The sequence below is a fragment of the Gluconobacter cerinus genome (assembly GCF_002723935.1).
Lineage (GTDB): Bacteria > Pseudomonadota > Alphaproteobacteria > Acetobacterales > Acetobacteraceae > Gluconobacter > Gluconobacter cerinus.
The window spans coordinates 706,343-724,242 of sequence record NZ_BEWM01000001.1; the positions used below are offsets into that span (position 1 = coordinate 706,343).

Sequence of the window (17,900 nt, forward strand, 5' to 3'; positions counted from 1 at the left end):
ATACTTATTTCTTACCGGACTTCAAGGACTTTGGCGCAACGAAGAGCTCATGCCCCTTAAGCATTCCTTTCCAGTAAAGAGCCGGCATGACGTATTTTTTGAGCCACCAAGCGAGGCGGGTCGCCTTCTGGCCATTGAGCAGCCACTTCGGCAACGTCGGCGCGAGCTTCCCGCCATAAGCGAACTCAGCAAGAACAATCTTGCCGTTCTCAACGGTCAAAGGGCATGCGCCATATCCGTCATATCCAGACACCGGATCTTTGCGCTGCAAGAAGGCCAGAACATTCGTTGCAACCACAGGGGCCTGTACCCGCACAGCGGCTGCCGTCTTGGCGCAGGACGTTCCAATCACGTCCCCCAGAGCGAAGATCTGCGGATACCGAACATGCTGGAGCGTCTCCGGATTCACTTCAACAAAACCGTCCGACCCGGCAATGGCGCTTTCCCTGACAACCTTTGGGGAAACCTGAGGTGGTACGACATGCAGCATGTCAAACGTGCTCTCCACACGCTCCACGCCTGCGTCCGTCTTCCGCTCAAAAACGGCAGTCCGGGCAGGACCATTTACCTCGACCAGCTTTGATCCCAGATGGAGGGCGATACCGTAATCCCGCACATAATCCATCAGAGGGGGGACAAATTCTTTCACCCCAAACAGACCCGGTGTGGCGGTATTGAATTCGACGGAAATATTTTTCAGAACGCCCCGACGACGCCAGGCGTCACTGGCCAGATACATGGCTTTTTGTGGGGCACCTGCGCATTTGATGGGCATAGGCGGCTGCGTAAAAATAGCCTTGCCGCCCTTAAGCTTCTCAACCAGCTGCCATGTGTAAGGCGCCAGATCAAAGCGATAGTTGGACGTCACCCCGTTCTTGCCCAGCGTTTCACTCAGGCCAGGGATAGCGTCCCAGTTCAGGGAGATGCCTGTCGCTACAATCAGCGCATCATAGGACAGAACCGTGCCGTCCTTCAGGACAACCTCACGCGCCTCGGGGCGGAAAAGTTCAACGGACGTTTTCAGCCAGACAGCACCCTTGGGAATCAGGTCCTGTTCCCGACGACGTGTCTGGGATGCCTTGAAAACGCCGCCCCCTACGAGGGTCCAGCCCGGCTGATAGAAATGCTCTTCTGAGGGTTCAACAATTCCCAAAGCCAGAGCAGGATTGCGCTTGAGCAGACTGGCGGAGGCGGAAAGGCCGCCCGCACCGCCGCCGATAACCAGCACCTGAAAATGCCGCGCGCCTTCACGTGCAGCCATGGTCGGCGCAGGCACAGCATCCAGGCGCGACTTCAACCCACCCAGATCAATACCGGCACGCGCGGCATCTGCGAGAATTTCCGAAGCAGGACGCGTACCAGCTTCTGCGAGAGCCCAGATCTGGGCGGCCCGTGTTCCTGACCGACAATAACCAACAACCGGAGCCGGAAGAGAAGCCAGTGCCTCTCTGGCCTGCAACACCTGAGCATCGCTTGGCACCGTTCCCGCCTTCACAGGAATTGCAATAAACGCCAGCCCTTCCGCCTTTGCAGCCGCTTCTACGGCCGCCGCATTCGGCTGATCCGGCGCTTCACCATCCGGGCGAAACGAAACGATGCTCCGGAAACCTTCGGCCTTAAGATCCGCAACATCCGGCGGCGTGACCTGAGGGGAAACAGCGTAGCGATCCGTTAAAGACGTGGTTGGCATGACGTGCTCTCCGACAAAAATATCTGAATCGGTCAACCGGCTCAGAGGCGATTGACGGGTATCTTGATGTAGCTGATGCCGTCAGCCTCTGGCTCGGGCATATGACCGCCACGCATATTGACCTGCACTGACGGCATCAGAAGCTTCGGCATCGCCAAGGTGGCGTCACGCGTTGTGCGCATCGCCACGAAATCGTCCTCGCTCACACCATCATGAACGTGAATATTATGGGCACGTTCCAGAGCCACAGTGGTCAGCCATGCGTAGTCCTCGCGGTCCGGCGCTTTATAGTCATGGCACAGAAAGAGGCGCGTTTCTTCCGGAAGGGACAAAAGCCGACGGATGGACTGGAAAAGCTGACGGGCATCCCCGCCGGGAAAATCGGCACGTGCGGTCCCGAAGTCCGGCATGAAGATCGTATCGCCCACAAAGGCGCAGTTTCCGATCACGAACGCCATGTCTGCTGGCGTATGGCCTGGCACGTGCAAGACCGTGACGGGCAGATCGCCAATGGAAAACGTCTCCCCATCCTGGAAAAGATGATCGAACTGAGATCCGTCCCGTGCAAAACGCGTACCCGCGTTAAAGATTTTTCCAAATACATTCTGGACGCGCACGATGTTCGCGCCAATTCCCAGTTTTCCGCCGAGTTGCTCCTGAAGCCAGGGCGCTGCAGACAAATGGTCGGCATGCGCATGGGTTTCCAGCTGCCAGTCAACAGACAACCCTTCCCGGCGCACATAATCTACAATCGCCTGTGCAGAACCATTGGATGTCCGGCCCGCAGCAGCATCATAGTCCAGCACGCTATCGAGGATCGCAGCGCGCTTGGTAATCGGGCAGTGAACAACGTGACTGGCTGTATTTGTCGCTTCATCAAAGAACGTGCAAACTACAGGGGATGGAACCTCACCACTCTGCACACGTCCAATCTGGGCAGTTGCAGCGTCAATGGCAGCATCAGGCATGGCGTTTTCACCTCTGGAGTTACACATTTCCAAGAAAACAATTATGTGTTTAATAAAGTAATAAACTATCAACAGTCAAGACCCGGACAGGCTGGATACAGCATCATGACAGGCCCACTCACTGAAGACTCCGCCTTTTTCCCCCTTCGCATAGGCGACGAGGCCCCCGATTTTACGGCACGCACGACCCACGGTGAATTCGTACTGAGTTCGCTAAGAGGGCGCTGGGTCATGCTGTTCGCCCACCCGGCGGACTTCACACCCGTTTGCACGAGCGAGTTCATTGCCTTTGCCAAAGTGGAGACCTTTTTCCGCGAACGGAACTGCGTGCTCCTTGGGCTTTCCGCTGACAGTCTTCCCGCTCATCTGGCGTGGATTACGGCCATTGAAGAACGCTTCAATGTCCGCATTCCTTTCCCGATCGTTGAAGACCCCTCCATGGAGGTCGCCCGCGCCTACGGAATGATGGATCTGGAAGCACAGGACAGCGCCACGGTACGGTCCGTCTTTTTCATTGATCCGACGGGGATTATTCGCGCCATCCTGAGCTATCCTGCCAGCGTTGGCCGGTCAGTGGCCGAGTTGCAGCGTATGCTTTCCGCCTTGCAGGAAGTAGATCGCTCCAACGTGCTGACACCGGAAGGCTGGCAGCCTGGACAGGCCGCTATTGCCCCCCCTCTTCAGACCCAGGAAGCAGTTCAGAAAGCAGGTCCGAACTGGTTCCTTCAGCCGAAGAAGCCGCGCCCATGACTCTTCTCGCCCTCGAAGAAAGCCGAAATCTTGCTGAATGGCTGCGCCTGCTCGCTCAGCCTCAACGCCTCATGATCCTGTCGGCCCTGCTCGATGGCTCACATGCTGTCAGTGAAATCGAGACCATGACAGGCATTGGCCAACCAACACTGAGCCAGCATCTCGGCACACTCCGCCGCAGTGGGCTGATTGAGTCTCAGCGAGAGTCCCGCGCCATCAGTTACTGTATGGCTGATACGCCCGACGCCGCTCGCGCCAGAATGCTCATCATGACACTCCGCCCTGACGGACTGGCAGTCTCACCAACAGCTACAGCCCCTTCACGCAAACCCGGTGCCCAACGCTCTTCCCTGGAAGGCGCAAGGTTTGCGCGCATCGTCCGTCCGCTCTCCCGATGACCAGAACCCGGCTTGCACCGCACCCTGTTTCACTGTGCGAGCCAACGGAAACTGTCCTGCTTATCAAACGCTTTTAGATGGAAAAGGAGAAGGTCCATGACCCGCTATCTGATGCTTCTGGCCTGCCTGACCGGTTTTGCCGCCCTGTCTGGCACGGCGTCAGCCGCGACACGCGACGAGCAGAAACAGGCCTGCCAAGGTGACGCCATCCGCCTGTGCACGTTTGCCATTCCTAACGAAGCCAAGATTACAGCCTGCATGAGAAAGAAGATGGATCAGCTCAGCCCGAAATGCCGGGCGATGTTTGAACCAGCTCCGCAGAAAAATACTACGACAACAAAGCCAAAAAACTGAGACGTTTACCCTCTTGTCGTAATCGTGAAGATGGGCAGACGACGTTCAGACCAGCATTTACCTGAGGCACCTGCATATTAGGTGCCTTCGCGTTCTTCCGTCAGGATTGCACGAAGGCAGCGTTTTCATTATTGGATAACATATGAAAACAACCCGTCAGTACGGTCGTCGCAAGGTTACGCTCAAGGATGTAGCGGCACAGGTCGGGGTGTCCCACACGACAGTCTCGAATGCCTATATCCGGCCGGGCCAACTCTCGGCTGCGCTGAGGGAAAAGATCTTCGCGGCGGCGCAGGAGCTTGGATATACAGGCCCTGATCCAGCAGCGAAACAGCTTGCAACCGGGCACTCCGGGGCACTGGGCTTTCTCTTCAGTGAAGATCTTCCATACGCATTTTCTGATCCTGCCGTTCTCGCCGTGCTGAACGGCGTCGCGAAAAGCTGCGATGAAATGGAAACGGATCTGGCCCTTATTTCAGCAGGCAGCAGCCTCCGCAACATGAACACACCTGTTTCGCTCGGCAATGCTGCGGTCGACGGGTACATCCTTTATTCCGTGGCCCCCGATAGCCGGTGCGTTTTGATGGCGCAGCAGCGGAACGTTCCGCTCGTTGTGGTGGACCAGCCTCGTTTGGACAACGTGCCATATGTCGGCATTGATGACCGTGGAGCCGCCTACAACGCGGCAAAAACGCTGCTTGAGCTAGGACACCGTCGCTTCGGTATCCTGTCTCTCAAAACAGCCCATGACGACTATTTTGGGATCCTGACGGCCAAACGTCGCGCCAATATTGCGCACAGCACGATTGCCATGCGTCTTGAGGGGTACCTAACAGCCCTTCAGGAAGCCGGCATTGCCCCTGAGAACGTGCCTGCCTGGGAAATTCCGATCAACTCTGAAGAGTCCGGTGCTGAAGGCGCGCGCTTCTTGCTAAACCGGCAGAATGCACCGACAGCAATTCTGGCAATGAGCGACCGCGTTGCAATTGGCGCCATGCAAACAATCCGTGCGGCGGGTCTCAGCATTCCTGAAGACGTGTCGATTTTTGGATTTGATGACATTCCTGCCGCTGCCCTGTCGGACCTCAGCACAATTCGCCAGCCTCATGAGCGCAAAGGCATGGAGGCAGTCCGTCTCCTGACCCAGCAGGACGGCCGCCAGAACAAGAACGTCATTCTGGAAACAGAACTCGTCGCTCGCGGCAGCATTGGTCCAGCCCCCAAGGGCTGAACCACACTGTATTAGCGAGCGACGTTCAGAAGCCCGGCAATACTGTCGATCTGAAAATCCGGCTTCAGGTCAATGCACTGCGTTGCAGACCCGTGCCCATAACTCGCCCAGCAGGATGCAATGCCACTATTGCGGGCAAATCCAAGATCTGCCGCCGTGTCGCCAACCATCAGAAAATCTGATGCGGGGACTTCCGGGAACAACGGCCGCACACGGTCCGTCATGACGCGGGGATCCGGCTTGTGCGGGTAGTCTGGTTCGGACGCGATCACATTGCTGATCCACCCACCAAGGCCGAAGCGCTCGATGCTGGCATGAACAGTTGGAGCATGCTTGTTGCTGAGGATGACCAGCGTTGCCCCGTCAGCCTTCAGGTCGTCGAGCACTGACTTCACCCCGTCAAACAGAACGGTCTCTTCCTGATCGGCTTTAGGGTAATATGCCCGATAATGACGAACAAAAGCCTGCGCATCCTCTGCGTCACTGTCGGGAACGATCGCCTGAAACAGCGTCTGAAGCGTCCCACCCTTTGACAGCTGATGCTTCAGGGCGTCTGATGAAGGGCCCTTGTAGCCGCTGGCTTCAAAGGCTTCCTTCAGGCTGCGAAGAATGGCCGGCTGCGTTTCCGCCAGAGTACCATCGTAGTCGAGAAGAACGATCGGGAATCTTGTCATTCCCTTTTGTCACCCCGTTTACGCAGGAAATCCAGCCCTCTCCGCTTCAGATCGCACGTCGCCCAAGAAGGCGGCAAAGGGCTGATGCTGTATCTGCATGATTCAACGTATAGAAATGGAATTGCTCCACCCCTTCAGCTTTCAGTGTCTGACAAAGCCGGTCTGCAATCGTAGCCGCGACAAACGCCCGCGCCTGAGGCGTTTCATCCAGTCCCTCAAACAGGTCGCGCATCCACTTCGGCACGTTCGCACCACACATATCGGCAAACTTCCAGGCCTGCGCAGCACTTCCGACCGGAAGAATACCCGGCACGATCGGCCGCTCGATTCCAATGGCCGCAGCACGGTCCCGGAAGCGTAGAAATGTGTCCGCTTCGAAGAAAAACTGCGTCAAAGCCCGGTCCGCACCCGCATCAATCTTCGCTCGCAGATGCTCCAGATCCGATTGCGGGCTAAGCGCGGCAGGATGCGTTTCCGGATATGCCGCAACGGAGATTTCGAACGGCGCAATCTCCTTCAATCCGTGCACCAGATCCACAGCCCCCGCGTAGCCTTCCGGGTGAGGCTCATAGACGCCCCCGGCTGACGGCGGCGGATCACCACGCAGGGCCACAATATGCTTCACACCAGCGTCCCAGTACGCCTGCGCCACGGCATTGACGTCTTCTTTGGAGGCTCCCACGCAGGTCAGATGCCCAGCCATTGGCGCGCCAGTTTCCCGAACCATGTCTTTCAGGGTGACCAGGGTGCGGTCCCGTGTTGACCCACCTGCCCCATACGTCACGGACATAAACTGCGGACCAAAAGCAGCTAGCGTTTTTGCGTTTTCCAGCAGCGTGGCGGCTGCCTTTTCCGACTTTGCAGGGAAAAACTCGAACGAAATTGCGGGCAGAGGCCCTGTCTGTGCGGGCATCACGCCAGCTCCTTATTCAATAATTCGGATCAGTTGGGGCGTTGGCCAAGCCAGAGTTTGACCGTCAGTTCGCCTTCAAGCGCCACTGGCTCTGCGGGAACCAGACCGGCTGCGCGAAACCACGTCGCCATCTGCGCATCGGTAAACCCAAGCCGAACATGCGCATCCCGTGTGCGAAGTTCTTCCCGGCTATGGGAGGCAAAATCGATAATCAGCAATCGACCATTGGCATCCAGAATACGCGCGGCTTCCGCAATTACAGCAGCCGGATGCTGTGCATAGTGCAGAACCTGATGCATGACCGCGACATCGGCTGAATGCTCCGGCAACGGAAGGGCCTGAAAGTCCCCCTGCCGCAGATCAGCCTGCTCCAGACCAGCTTCCGCAAGCTTGGTCCGCGCCAATCGCAGCATGGCAGGACTGCGATCAAACCCTATGACTGTCTGGGCGCCGGCTCCCAGCAACTCCATCATACGACCGGTCCCAGTGCCTATATCCACAAGGCGGCCGATCGGAGATGCGGAGAGCGTCTTTACGATCGCTGCTTCGACCTCCTGTTCGGACACATGCAAGGAACGCAATGCGTCCCATTCTGCCGCGTGGGTTTCAAACCAGTCTTCCGCCGCGAGCGCACGAACATCTCGAATGGCCTGCAAGCGAATACGATCCGCACGGATTTCCGCCGGTTCCCGCGCAGTCCATCGATCCAACGCCATAAAGACAGGCTCTAGAAGATCCGGAACGCCCAAAGTCAAAAAGACCCAACTTCCTTCCTTGCGGCGCTCAATTAATGCCGCATCTGCCAGGATCTTCACATGCCGTGACACGCGGGGCTGACTTTGCCCGAGCACCTGCGCCACCTCGCCGATGGACAGTTCCATCTCGCGCAGAAGGGCCAGAATCCGCAGACGGGTCATGTCTGCCAGTGCCTGGAAAATGATGAGGGCCTGCTCCATACGGATTTACATATAAGGAGTTCTTTATATGAGCAAGAGCTATTGACTCTTTTTCAGAGCATGCGGCAGTCATAAGGCTTGTCATGGTTCCATGTCGGATGTTCACGCATCCGGCGTGGCTAAGAGGGAAGCCGGTGCAAAGCCGGCGCTGCCCCCGCAACTGTCAGCGGCGAGTGCCGATTCCATACAGGCCACTGGATGAAAGTCCGGGAAGGCGGAATCAGCGCGAAAACCCGTAAGCCAGGAGACCTGCCACGGCACATAACATCCTCCGGCGGGGCGTTCCGGACGGGTCACGCATGTCTCCACGCCGCACATTTCCTGTTCGGGGCGTGAACGATCCTGCATGCCCTGCGAGCGCACTGCCACGAACCTGTCGAGGCTTTCATGACCGTCCGCGTCGCAACTCTGGGCTTTCCGCGTATCGGCACCCGCCGTGAACTGAAAACCGCTCTTGAACAGTACTGGGCGGGAAATTCCTCCGCCGATGATCTGCTTTCCACAGCCGCGTCCCTTCGAGCGTCCGCCTGGCAGCGCCAGAAAGACCTCGGTGCCGAGATCATCCCTTCCAACGATTTTTCGCTTTACGATCATGTGCTGGATACATCCGCAATGGTCGGTGCTGTTCCCGCCATTTACGGCAACGTGCAGGACAAGGTGGACTTGGGAACCTACTTCGCCATGGCCCGCGGCTTCCAGACGACATCCGAAGAGTGTGGCTGCGGTCATGCTCATGGCGCACCTCAGGACGTTCCCGCCGCCGAAATGACCAAGTGGTTTGACACGAACTACCATTACCTTGTCCCGCAATTCACAGCAGACCAGACGTTCCGCCTCGCCTCTACAAAAGCGGTGGAGGAATATCATGAAGCCAAGGCGCTTGGGATTGAGACACGCCCCGTTCTGCTCGGACCTGTCAGCTTCCTGCTTCTGGGAAAATGTGATGGCCCGGCGTTTGATCGCCTTGATCTGCTTCCTGCCCTACTGCCCGTTTACGAACGGGTTCTGAACGCCCTCCGAGCAGAAGGCGCAGATTGGGTTCAGATTGACGAGCCGTGTCTTGTTCTGGATCTGCCAGGAAATGCTGGCGCAGCGTTCAAGACAGCATACAACACTCTAACAACCACAGTTCCAGACCTGAAACTGATGCTCGCCACATACTTCGGCGCGCTCGGAGACAATCAGGGCATCGCCCTCAGCCTGCCAGTTCACGGGCTGCATGTAGACCTTGTCCGCGCTCCCGAGCAGCTTGCATCCATTCTGGAAAAAGCACGACCTGACCTGCTGCTATCTCTGGGCGTAGTGGATGGGCGGAATATCTGGAAGGCCGATCTGAACGCGCTTCTGGACCATCTTGAACCTCTGGCGCGCCAGCGTGACCTGATCCTTGCTCCGTCCTGCTCTCTCCTCCACACACCCATTGATCTGGAACGGGAGACAGACCTGGACGCAGATGTAAAATCCTGGCTCGCATTCGCCGTTCAGAAAATCGAGGAGTTGCACACACTGGGGCGCGCCCTGAATGAAGGCCGGGGCGCTGTGCAAGCAACTCTAGCCGAAAACGCTGCGGCTCTTCGGGCGCGCCGCTCTTCTGCAAAAATCAACGATCCTACCGTTCAGGCACGCTCTGCGGATCGCAATCCAGCTCTCGCCCAGCGCCGTTCACCCTTCCCCGCGCGCCGTCCATTGCAACAGTCCAAACTCAGGCTGCCTTTGTATCCGACGACGACTATCGGCTCCTTCCCCCAGACGCCGGAAGTCCGCAAAGCCCGTGCGGATCATGCACGAGGAGAGCTCTCTTCCGAGGCTTACGAAGCCTTCCTGCGGGAAGAAACCGCCCGGACCATCCGCTGGCAGGAAGAGATTGATCTTGAGGTGCTGGTGCATGGCGAGTTTGAGCGCAATGACATGGTGCAGTATTTCGGGGAGCAGCTTTCCGGCTTTGCGTTCACGAAGCATGCCTGGGTGCAGTCCTACGGGTCCCGCTATGTCCGGCCACCCATCATTTTCGGGGATGTGTCACGCCCAAAAGCCATGACGGTTGAATGGTGGGAATATGCCCAATCCATCACCAGCCGCCCGATGAAAGGTATGCTGACGGGACCTGTCACGATCCTGAACTGGTCTTTCGTGCGAGACGATCAGCCGCGTTCGGAAACGTGCCGACAGATCGCCTTCGCGATCCGGGATGAAGTGTGCGATCTGGAAAAAGCCGGGTGCGGCATTATCCAGATTGATGAAGCCGCCTTGCGTGAAGGCCTGCCGCTCCGTCGCGCAGACTGGCAATCCTATCTGGACTGGGCCGTGGAAAGTTTCCGCATTTCAGCCTCGGGTGTGCAGGACGCCACGCAGATCCATACCCATATGTGCTACTCGGAATTCAACGATATCATTGCCGCCATTGGCGCGATGGATGCGGATGTGATTTCGATTGAAACCGCCCGCTCCCGCATGGAACTACTCGATGCGTTCGCAGCCTATCGCTACCCTGCGGAAATCGGGCCGGGCGTTTACGATATCCATTCCCCACGCGTGCCGTCTGTCGAGGAAATGGTGGAACTGCTTCGGGCAGCCAGCAAAGCCATTAGCCCGGATGCCCTCTGGGTCAATCCGGATTGCGGACTAAAAACCCGCAAATGGCCGGAGACGAAAGCTGCACTCATCAACATGGTTGCGGCAGCCCATTATATGCGTCCGTAAACCAGCGAGTAGATGGGGTGGTTTTCCACCCCATCATACGCAATTACCAGATTTTGACGCGCTGATCCGGTGTCAGATAGAGCTTGTCGCCCGGCTGCACGTTCCAGGCCTTGTACCAGAGGTCCACGTTGTGCATCGGGATGTTTACGCGAGCTTTTGGTGGCGAGTGCGGGTCAATAACGACCATCTGCTTCTCCGTGTCCGGACGAACCTTCTCACGCCAGACCTGTGCCCACCCCATGAACACGCGCTGATCGCCCGTCAGACCATCAATGACGGGAGCAGGCTTCCCATTCAGGGAAGCATGGTAAGCATCCAGCGCCAGGGTCAGGCCACCAAGATCGGCAATGTTTTCGCCCATCGTAAGCTTACCGTTCACATGCACGCCCGGCTGAACCTCGAACGCGTCATACTGCGCACCAAACCGATCTGCGAGCTTCTGGAAGCGCGCTTCGTCTTCCTTTGTCCACCAGTTCCGCAGACGCCCCTTGTCATCGTACTTGCGGCCTTTGTCGTCGAAGGAATGGGTCATTTCATGCCCGATGACACCCCCGATCGCCCCATAATTCACAGCCGGATCAGCCTTCGGATTGAAGAACGGCGGCTGAAGGATTGCAGCCGGGAACACGACTTCCACAAAACGCGGATTGTTGTAGGCGTTCACCGTTGCGGGCGACATCAGCCACTCGTTGCGGTCAACAACCTTGTCGAGATGGCTTAACTGATAGTGCCATTCGAAAGCGAAAGCGCGCTCGGCATTGCCGTACACATCGCCCTTCTTCACAACCAGATCGGAATAATCCCGCCACTCATTCGGGTAACCGACCTGAATTTCAAAGCTGGCCAGCTTTTTCAGCGCGGCTTCACGCGTCTGCGCGCTCATCCATGTGTTGTGTTCGAGGCGGTTGTGGAAAGCCGCCTTCAGGTTACCCGTCAGCGTCTGCATGGCCGCACGATCCGAAGCCGGAAAATAGCGCTCCACATAGATTTTGCCGAGCGCCATTTCCATGGCGGAACTCGTGAAATCCACACCACGCTTCCAACGCGCTGCCAGAGCAGGCTGACCTGACATGGCCTTCACATAGGCGAAACGCGTTTGCACAAAAGCGTCCGGCAGGAACGATGCAGCATTGCTCGCCGTATGGAACGCCTGCCAGGCGCGAAGAGTGTTCAGATCCGTCTTTGCAATCAGGTCCGCTTCCGCCTTGATGGCGGAAGGCTCACCAACAATAACAATCCGCTGCGCCAACCCGGCCTCAGGCACACCTGACGCCCGCAACCATGTCATCCAGTCAAAAGAAGGAACACTTTTAACCAGAGCTTCTACCGTCGTCGGGTTGTAGGTCTTGTCCGGATCGCGGAGTTCCGTGCGCGCCCAATGAACTTTGGCAATCTCGGTTTCAAAAGCTACAATGTCTGCCGCTGACTTGGCGGGGTCAGCCCAGTGAACAAGCGTCAGAAGCTTCGTGACATATGCCTGATAGGCCGCTTTCTTGGATGCAAATTCCGGCTTCAGGTAATTGTCCCGATCCGGCATCCCGAGCCCGGCGTGATCGACACTGAGCGCATATTTCGTCGGATCTTTCGCATCCACATCCACGTCCAGCGCGAACGGCGATGATCCGAACGTATCGGACGACGCCCCACTAAACTGCGCGAATGCCTTCAGATCCGTAATTGTGTGGATGCTTGCGATTTCAGCATCCAGCGGCTTGGAACCCAAAGCTTCGACAGCCTTCTCATCCATGAAAGACGCATAATAGGTGCCCAGCTTCTCATCGATCGTCTGAGGCTGAGCGACCGGATGCGCGGACAGGTCTTTCAGAATGGACTGAATGCGCTGGCGGGATGCTTCAGCCAGCGCGTTAAACGGGCCGTAGCTGCTCATATCCGATGGAATTTCGAGCGCTTTCAGGAAGCTGCCATTGGCATAATCGAAGAAACTGTCTCCCGGCTTGACGCTCACATCCCGCCCGGCCAGATCCAGACCATACTGGTCATAAGTAATCTGAGGCACTGCGGGCTTGGCAGACGCAATCGAAGGCAGCGCTACCAGGCCAAGACTGGCGGATAGCAGCAAAGCAGCCTTGGGGGAGAGTTTCTTCTGATGCATATGAGAGGCCTAAATGTGAAAAACAGGCAGGCCTTTTGGTCCGTCCGCGGGCCTGTAACTTAAGTTTACAGTCGAAACGACCTGGACGCCAAGAGCCATACCTCGCCCAAAAAAGCGAGGTATGGAAAAAGGCATTAATTCTGGCTGGAAATAAGCGCTTTAATGCCAGGGAGAATGGCAATAAGCAGCCCCCCGGGAGGCTGCTCGCGTTTCAGGGACAACAGATGGTTGGATGAGTTGTGAAACAGCTCTTCCTGTGCAGCGATCAGATGCTGCGCATCCAGCCGCCAGGCTGTTCCTGAAGCGCCATTCAGAATATTCAATCCCGCGTTGGAGAGGGCCGCAACCGTGTGAGATACGGGCGTGACTTCCTCCAGAGCAGGCACATCTGCGGCAATTGCGACAAAAGCTTCATCATTGGCAGCCCAGCTTGCCAGCATGGCCTTCAAGGGAGACTTCAGACTCTTTTCTCCCGCGACATACCGTTTAGCCATGTCGTTGAAGCGGATAGCCTCAAAAGCATCCGGATCGGCGATAGCGACCGGAGCCGACAGCATGGCATCGCCACTTTTGGAGGCCAGACGATTCAAGGCGTAATTGCGCACCGGAACCGTAACGCTCAAAAGCGTGGAGAGAGGGCCGGTATGCGCAGGTGCCAAAGCCTCCTTCAACGCATTTTCATGCTGCACGGCTTGCAACCCTGTTGATTGAAGTTCTGCCATGACCACAGGCAGGCGGCGCTCCAGATCATCCACATCCCGCACGTTTTCAGAAGACCAGAACCGCTCGGCCAGAGCTGCGGTACGGGGCCACAGACGGGCATCCAACATGTTTTCGGAGACAACCTCCGTCCAGAGCGCGCCTTCTGCTCCCAGAACCATTTTTTTCTGGTCATCGGTCAAAGGCGCTGCATTCGGGTCCTGAATGAAAGCCTGAAGCAGCGGGGTGATCTTCGGATGTGTCTCCGTCAGTTCTTCGGGCGTAATGCCATTCGCCTTAGTGTCATACGGATCAATGGCGTAATGCGTCCGGGACGGCGTCAACATATCCAGATAATAGCCCGAAGACACGACAACCGGATGCCCGGCCTGTGTGGCAGAACCCGTCCACTTGGAGCCGCGCCACCCTTCCACAACAACATTTTTGGGAATTGGCGCTTCGCTGACTTCGTCCCACCCCATCATGACGCGGCCCTGGCTGGACAGGATTTTTTCCACCTGCGCCGTGAAGGCTGCCTGAAGGGCTGGTGCATCCTTGTATCCGTGCACCTTCATATAGGCCGCAATCTTTGGATTACTGGTCCACTGAGTGCCCAGAACCTCGTCACCACCCGAATGAAAATAATGATCCGGAAAGAGTGTTTCCATTTCCGCATACAGCGCACGAATGAATGTCAGCGTCCTGGGATTGGTCGGGTCCATCGCCGGATTGTTCAGGTTTTCACCAACGGCGTTGACCTCGGGCAGTGGCTGTGCCGCCAGTTCCGGATAGGCCTGCAACACTGCAAGTGCATGACCCGGCACGTCAAATTCCGGCACAACGCGGATACCGCGATCCGCAGCATAGGTCACAATGTCTCGAACCTCAGCCTGCGTATAATACTGCCCGTGCGATCCAACGCTCGTCAGCTTCGGGAAAACACGGCTCTCCACACGGAAGCCGGTCCCGTCATTCAAATGCCAGTGCAGCACGTTGAGCTTCAGAAGCTCCATGGCATCAAGCTGGCGTTTGACGGTCTCTACAGAAGCGAAATGCCGGGACACATCCAACAGAAGGCCACGCCATGCAAAGCGTGGCGCATCATCAATATGCAGCCGTTCTACCACCACCCCATCTGATGTTTTCTGAACAAGCTGCAGGAATGTAGCCAGCCCGTGCACAACGCCTGCCGGTCCGTCAGCTTCCAGATGGGCGCCATCCGCTGATGTCGTGAGAGCATAATGCTCTTTGGCCCCAACCGTGAGATAGGCCGGATCATAAGATGCACTAATATGCAGAACGTACGGGCCACCATGCGCAGAAGATGCGCCTGTCAGAGCACCGATGCGTTGAGAAAAACGGGCTGCGGCTCTTTGCAAAAGCGGTGACGGCGGGGTGGCCCAGACAATCCGGACACCTCCTGCAAGGGATGCGACACCATTGGACGCCGAGACGGATTGCGGCACAGGCATCAGAGCAGGTGCCGCCTGGGCCAGGCCTCCACAAACCGTGCCAGCAAGCAAAGCACTCCCCAGACACACTTTCTTCCAGAAAGAACCATAAGGGAAAGGCGTGGTCCGGGTCATTCAAGGCTTCCTTGCAGTTACGGATCAGTATCTGAAACGATTTTCACCGTATCACTCTGCCGTATCGTGTCACTCCGGCGGCAGAGCTGCAAGCATGCGCCGCGCATCTTCAGTCCGGAGCGTAATGCCGTAAAACTGACGATAGAACTGCTGCATCTTTGCAATCATTCCGGCTTCATCCACATGACCCGTCTGAACAATCTGACGGGCCCAGTCGACCTGCAAGAGTAATTCAGGGCTGTACCGATCCCACGGGAAAATTCCCGCCGGATTGCGGTAAACACGGCCAGCTTTGACAGCGGCGAGCTGAGACCAGACGCCATCGCTGGCAAGCTGGGCAGGATCCCCTGCATTGGCACCCACAATAATAATGTCCGGATTCCAGGAGAGCACCTGCTCGACAGAGACAGGCTGCTTGTTCCCATGCACGCCCACAGCCGCATTGCGTCCACCAGCAGAACGGATCCACTGATCGATAATGCTCTGATCTCCATCCACGCGCAGAGGTTTCAGGGATTCAACGTGAAGGACTTTGGGCCCTTGCGGGTTGGTTGCAGCCTGCGAAATTTCTTTAAGGAAAGCTACACGATACGCCTGCGCACGCTGCGTCGCCAGGGGCGTCTGAAGAAGGGTTGCCGTGCTATCCACACATTCCAGCAGCCCGATGAAACGGTCAAAGCCCTCAGGGACAACATGCAGACCAACCTTGGAGAGCGCCGCGACGGAATGGCTCGACGCGGTGACAAACACCAGATCCGGTGCGAGACGTAAAAGCTCTTCTCCGTTCAGATTTCCCGGGTCCAGAGGTTGAGCTTTGGAAAGCGACGGCACCAGACGGAACATCCACGGCATGATTGATGGCTTGGCGACCGTCGCGATGATCTTGTCCTGCGCGCCCAGCATAATGAGCGTGGCGTTATGGGCATACCATCCCTCCACCAGACGTGTGGGAGGAGCAGCAAATGCTGTGGTGGCCATGAGCGAAAGACCCAGAAGCCCTCCAGCCAGTCGAGACAGTCTCATCATTCACTCTCCTCACGATGGAAAAAACGTTTCCCGGCATGATCAATCTGCGCCAGAGAAACGCCATAAAGACGGGACATCCGTTCAGCCGTCACAATAAGCTCGGGTGGGCCGTCCGCCACAATTTGCGCTTCCTCTAAAATAAGGGCGCGATGGCCGGCGGAAAAGAATTCTTCTGGCCGGTGGGACGTCAGAAGAACGAGATGTCCTTCAGCGGCCAGTTCTGCAAGCAGACTCATCAAACGAAGCTGATGACCATAGTCCAGCCCGCTCATTGGCTCATCAAGAAGAAGCCCGACAGCTTCCTGCGCAAGGGCTCGCGCCAGCACAACACGCTGCTTTTCGCCGCCAGACAGCTCCGTCACCGGACGCTCTGCCAAGGCCAAGAGGCCCAGACGATCCATGGCCTGATCAACGCGGAGCCGGTCTTCCGCTCCGAGGCGCCCTGCCACGCCATGATGGGGAATACGCCCCAGTTCGACCATCCGCCGGACCGTGTAAGGAAACGTCATCGCGTGTGCCTGGGGCACATACGCCAGATGCCGCGCCACGTCTAAAGGCCGCAGAGACGATAACAGCGTACCTTCAAGATACACCTCACCGGACGTCGGTTTGAGCAACCCCATCAGAATGCGCAAAAGGGTGCTTTTGCCCGCACCATTAAGGCCAAGAAGCCCAATCAGTTCACCACGCCGGAACTTCAGGCTGACATCATTCAGCACCACGGATCGAGGCGATCGTTTCAGCGTAATACCTTGGCAGGACAGAAAATCCCCACTCATGTCGCGTCCCCGCGGAGACGCCGGAGCACGAGAATAAAGGCAAGGGCACCGAAAAGCTCCGTCATGATCCCGAGTGGCACTTCTCCGGAGGTCAGGCTGCGCGACACGGTATCCGCCAGCAGAACGCCGGCGGCTCCCAGCAAGGCACAGACCGGCATCATCCGCCGATGCTCTGCGCCCGCCAGCATTCTGGAAATGTGAGGCACCAGAAGTCCGACCCAGCCAATAATACCCGCCATGGAAATCGTCATGGCACAGGCCAGCGTCGCAAGCAGAATGACGAAAGGCCGCATAATCTGAATAGGAACCCCAAGGCTCCGCGCTTCATCGTCTCCGAGAGAAAGTACATCCAGTAAAGGAGCAAGTAAAACCAGTACAGCGACCAGAACAAGCACTGGAACAGTCAACCAGGAAAGCTCTTTCCATCCCGTCTGGGACAGTGTGCCCAGTAGCCAGTTCACAACAGCAGGCAACTGATCCATCGGATCAGCGGTATATTTCACAAGAGACAGAAGCGCTGTGAAAACGGCATTGGCCACAAGGCCACCCATCAGCAATGTCAGGAGGCCGCCCTGTGGCAACAGACGGGAAATGGAAATTCCAGACCCCACGGCCACGACACCACCAGCAAACGCACCGATCTGAATCCATGCAGGTGACGCACCCAGAACAATCATGAGTGCCGCCCCAAATGCAGAGCCACTCAGAACACCCAGAAGGTCAGGCGAAACAAGGGGATTTCGAAGAACGGCCTGATAGGTTGCGCCACCGCAGGATAGCGCACTTCCCACCAGAATTCCGGCCACAACCCGCGGCAACCGAACCTGCTGGACCACAGCATCGGCAACAGGATCCTGTCCTCCCCAGAGGTGAAGTAACCGCCCAAGCACCATCACCACACGATGCGGAGACAGCGGGTAACGACCGCAGCACAGGGCCAACACAATGGACAGCACCAGAGCCCCTCCAGCGAGGCTCCGGACGTAAGTCGGACGAATGATAATGAGCCGCCCTTTCACACAACGATCTGCCCCACTCTACTCCGGCTCAGATGCGCTCGGAA

15 protein-coding genes and 1 riboswitch are annotated in these 17,900 nt (G+C 57.2%); of the genes, 5 read left to right on the top strand and 10 right to left on the bottom strand.

What is annotated here, in order from left to right; translation table 11 throughout:
• Positions 1 to 4 precede the first annotated feature (4 nt).
• Both GCE01_RS03270 and GCE01_RS03275 read right to left on the bottom strand, forming a co-directional pair.
• The gene (locus GCE01_RS03270; RefSeq protein ID WP_099210883.1) at positions 5 to 1,690 is read right to left on the bottom strand and encodes a bifunctional protein tyrosine phosphatase family protein/NAD(P)/FAD-dependent oxidoreductase; all 1,686 of its coding nucleotides are present in this window, start codon (positions 1,688 to 1,690) and stop codon (positions 5 to 7) included.
• A gap of 41 nt (positions 1,691 to 1,731) precedes the next feature.
• Positions 1,732 to 2,658 carry an MBL fold metallo-hydrolase gene (locus GCE01_RS03275; protein ID WP_167386103.1) on the bottom strand — a complete coding sequence of 309 codons (927 nt, stop codon included), beginning with the start codon at positions 2,656 to 2,658 and terminating at the stop codon, positions 1,732 to 1,734.
• A 105-nt stretch (positions 2,659 to 2,763) separates the two neighbouring features.
• Here GCE01_RS03275 and GCE01_RS03280 point away from each other — a divergent pair, with 105 nt between their 5' ends.
• The 4 genes from GCE01_RS03280 to GCE01_RS03295 all read left to right on the top strand — a co-directional run bounded on the left by GCE01_RS03280 (position 2,764) and on the right by GCE01_RS03295 (position 5,391).
• Positions 2,764 to 3,408, top strand: a complete 645-nt coding sequence (locus tag GCE01_RS03280; protein WP_099210887.1) for a peroxiredoxin — start codon at positions 2,764 to 2,766, stop codon at positions 3,406 to 3,408.
• Positions 3,405 to 3,806: an ArsR/SmtB family transcription factor gene (locus GCE01_RS03285; protein WP_046900104.1), complete on the top strand. Its 402-nt coding sequence runs from the start codon at positions 3,405 to 3,407 to the stop codon at positions 3,804 to 3,806. The genes GCE01_RS03280 and GCE01_RS03285 overlap by 4 nt, the downstream gene beginning before the upstream one ends.
• A gap of 96 nt (positions 3,807 to 3,902) precedes the next feature.
• Complete coding sequence (locus GCE01_RS03290) at positions 3,903 to 4,160, top strand: hypothetical protein (protein WP_099210889.1); 258 nt, start codon at positions 3,903 to 3,905, stop codon at positions 4,158 to 4,160.
• Between the two features lie 142 nt (positions 4,161 to 4,302).
• Complete coding sequence (locus tag GCE01_RS03295) at positions 4,303 to 5,391, top strand: LacI family DNA-binding transcriptional regulator (RefSeq protein ID WP_046900105.1); 1,089 nt, start codon at positions 4,303 to 4,305, stop codon at positions 5,389 to 5,391.
• 11 nt (positions 5,392 to 5,402) lie between these two features.
• Here the strand turns inward: GCE01_RS03295 and GCE01_RS03300 are convergent, their stop codons facing one another.
• The 3 genes from GCE01_RS03300 to GCE01_RS03310 are packed head-to-tail and all read right to left on the bottom strand — an operon-like array spanning position 5,403 to position 7,934.
• Complete coding sequence (locus GCE01_RS03300; RefSeq protein WP_099210891.1) at positions 5,403 to 6,065, bottom strand: HAD family hydrolase; 663 nt, start codon at positions 6,063 to 6,065, stop codon at positions 5,403 to 5,405.
• 46 nt (positions 6,066 to 6,111) lie between these two features.
• Positions 6,112 to 6,978 (bottom strand): methylenetetrahydrofolate reductase [NAD(P)H], encoded by an 867-nt coding sequence (gene metF, locus GCE01_RS03305; RefSeq protein WP_099210893.1) that lies wholly within the window; start codon positions 6,976 to 6,978, stop codon positions 6,112 to 6,114.
• Positions 6,979 to 7,007: 29 nt separating this feature from the next.
• A complete protein-coding gene (locus tag GCE01_RS03310; protein ID WP_099210895.1) occupies positions 7,008 to 7,934 on the bottom strand; it encodes an ArsR/SmtB family transcription factor in 927 nt (308 codons plus the stop codon).
• A gap of 67 nt (positions 7,935 to 8,001) precedes the next feature.
• Positions 8,002 to 8,205: riboswitch (cobalamin riboswitch) on the top strand.
• 116 nt (positions 8,206 to 8,321) lie between these two features.
• Between GCE01_RS03310 and metE the strand changes: the two genes are divergently transcribed.
• Positions 8,322 to 10,634, top strand: a complete 2,313-nt coding sequence (gene metE / locus GCE01_RS03320) for a 5-methyltetrahydropteroyltriglutamate--homocysteine S-methyltransferase (protein ID WP_099210897.1) — start codon at positions 8,322 to 8,324, stop codon at positions 10,632 to 10,634.
• 43 nt (positions 10,635 to 10,677) lie between these two features.
• On the opposite strand, the gene GCE01_RS03325 is transcribed toward metE, so the two are convergent.
• The 5 genes from GCE01_RS03325 to GCE01_RS03345 all read right to left on the bottom strand — a co-directional run bounded on the left by GCE01_RS03325 (position 10,678) and on the right by GCE01_RS03345 (position 17,856).
• Positions 10,678 to 12,747: a M13 family metallopeptidase gene (locus GCE01_RS03325; protein ID WP_099210899.1), complete on the bottom strand. Its 2,070-nt coding sequence runs from the start codon at positions 12,745 to 12,747 to the stop codon at positions 10,678 to 10,680.
• A gap of 134 nt (positions 12,748 to 12,881) precedes the next feature.
• Positions 12,882 to 15,032 (bottom strand): beta-N-acetylhexosaminidase, encoded by a 2,151-nt coding sequence (locus GCE01_RS03330; protein ID WP_099210901.1) that lies wholly within the window; start codon positions 15,030 to 15,032, stop codon positions 12,882 to 12,884.
• A gap of 69 nt (positions 15,033 to 15,101) precedes the next feature.
• On the bottom strand, positions 15,102 to 16,058 hold the full coding sequence (locus GCE01_RS03335; RefSeq protein WP_099210903.1) for an ABC transporter substrate-binding protein: 957 nt from the start codon (positions 16,056 to 16,058) through the stop codon (positions 15,102 to 15,104).
• Entirely contained in the window at positions 16,055 to 16,837 is a 783-nt protein-coding gene (locus tag GCE01_RS03340) for an ABC transporter ATP-binding protein (protein WP_099210905.1), read from the bottom strand. The genes GCE01_RS03335 and GCE01_RS03340 overlap by 4 nt, the downstream gene beginning before the upstream one ends.
• Entirely contained in the window at positions 16,834 to 17,856 is a 1,023-nt protein-coding gene (locus GCE01_RS03345; RefSeq protein ID WP_099210907.1) for a FecCD family ABC transporter permease, read from the bottom strand. The genes GCE01_RS03340 and GCE01_RS03345 overlap by 4 nt, the downstream gene beginning before the upstream one ends.
• Positions 17,857 to 17,900: the final 44 nt, after the last annotated feature.

Coding starts and splice junctions, on each gene's coding strand:
- GCE01_RS03270 (WP_099210883.1), bottom strand. CDS start 1,690: ATGCCAACCACGTCTTTAACGGATCGCTACGCTGTTTCCCCTCAGGTC.
- GCE01_RS03275 (WP_167386103.1), bottom strand. CDS start 2,658: ATGCCTGATGCTGCCATTGACGCTGCAACTGCCCAGATTGGACGTGTG.
- GCE01_RS03280 (WP_099210887.1), top strand. CDS start 2,764: ATGACAGGCCCACTCACTGAAGACTCCGCCTTTTTCCCCCTTCGCATA.
- GCE01_RS03285 (WP_046900104.1), top strand. CDS start 3,405: ATGACTCTTCTCGCCCTCGAAGAAAGCCGAAATCTTGCTGAATGGCTG.
- GCE01_RS03290 (WP_099210889.1), top strand. CDS start 3,903: ATGACCCGCTATCTGATGCTTCTGGCCTGCCTGACCGGTTTTGCCGCC.
- GCE01_RS03295 (WP_046900105.1), top strand. CDS start 4,303: ATGAAAACAACCCGTCAGTACGGTCGTCGCAAGGTTACGCTCAAGGAT.
- GCE01_RS03300 (WP_099210891.1), bottom strand. CDS start 6,065: ATGACAAGATTCCCGATCGTTCTTCTCGACTACGATGGTACTCTGGCG.
- metF (WP_099210893.1), bottom strand. CDS start 6,978: ATGCCCGCACAGACAGGGCCTCTGCCCGCAATTTCGTTCGAGTTTTTC.
- GCE01_RS03310 (WP_099210895.1), bottom strand. CDS start 7,934: ATGGAGCAGGCCCTCATCATTTTCCAGGCACTGGCAGACATGACCCGT.
- metE (WP_099210897.1), top strand. CDS start 8,322: ATGACCGTCCGCGTCGCAACTCTGGGCTTTCCGCGTATCGGCACCCGC.
- GCE01_RS03325 (WP_099210899.1), bottom strand. CDS start 12,747: ATGCATCAGAAGAAACTCTCCCCCAAGGCTGCTTTGCTGCTATCCGCC.
- GCE01_RS03330 (WP_099210901.1), bottom strand. CDS start 15,032: ATGACCCGGACCACGCCTTTCCCTTATGGTTCTTTCTGGAAGAAAGTG.
- GCE01_RS03335 (WP_099210903.1), bottom strand. CDS start 16,058: ATGATGAGACTGTCTCGACTGGCTGGAGGGCTTCTGGGTCTTTCGCTC.
- GCE01_RS03340 (WP_099210905.1), bottom strand. CDS start 16,837: ATGAGTGGGGATTTTCTGTCCTGCCAAGGTATTACGCTGAAACGATCG.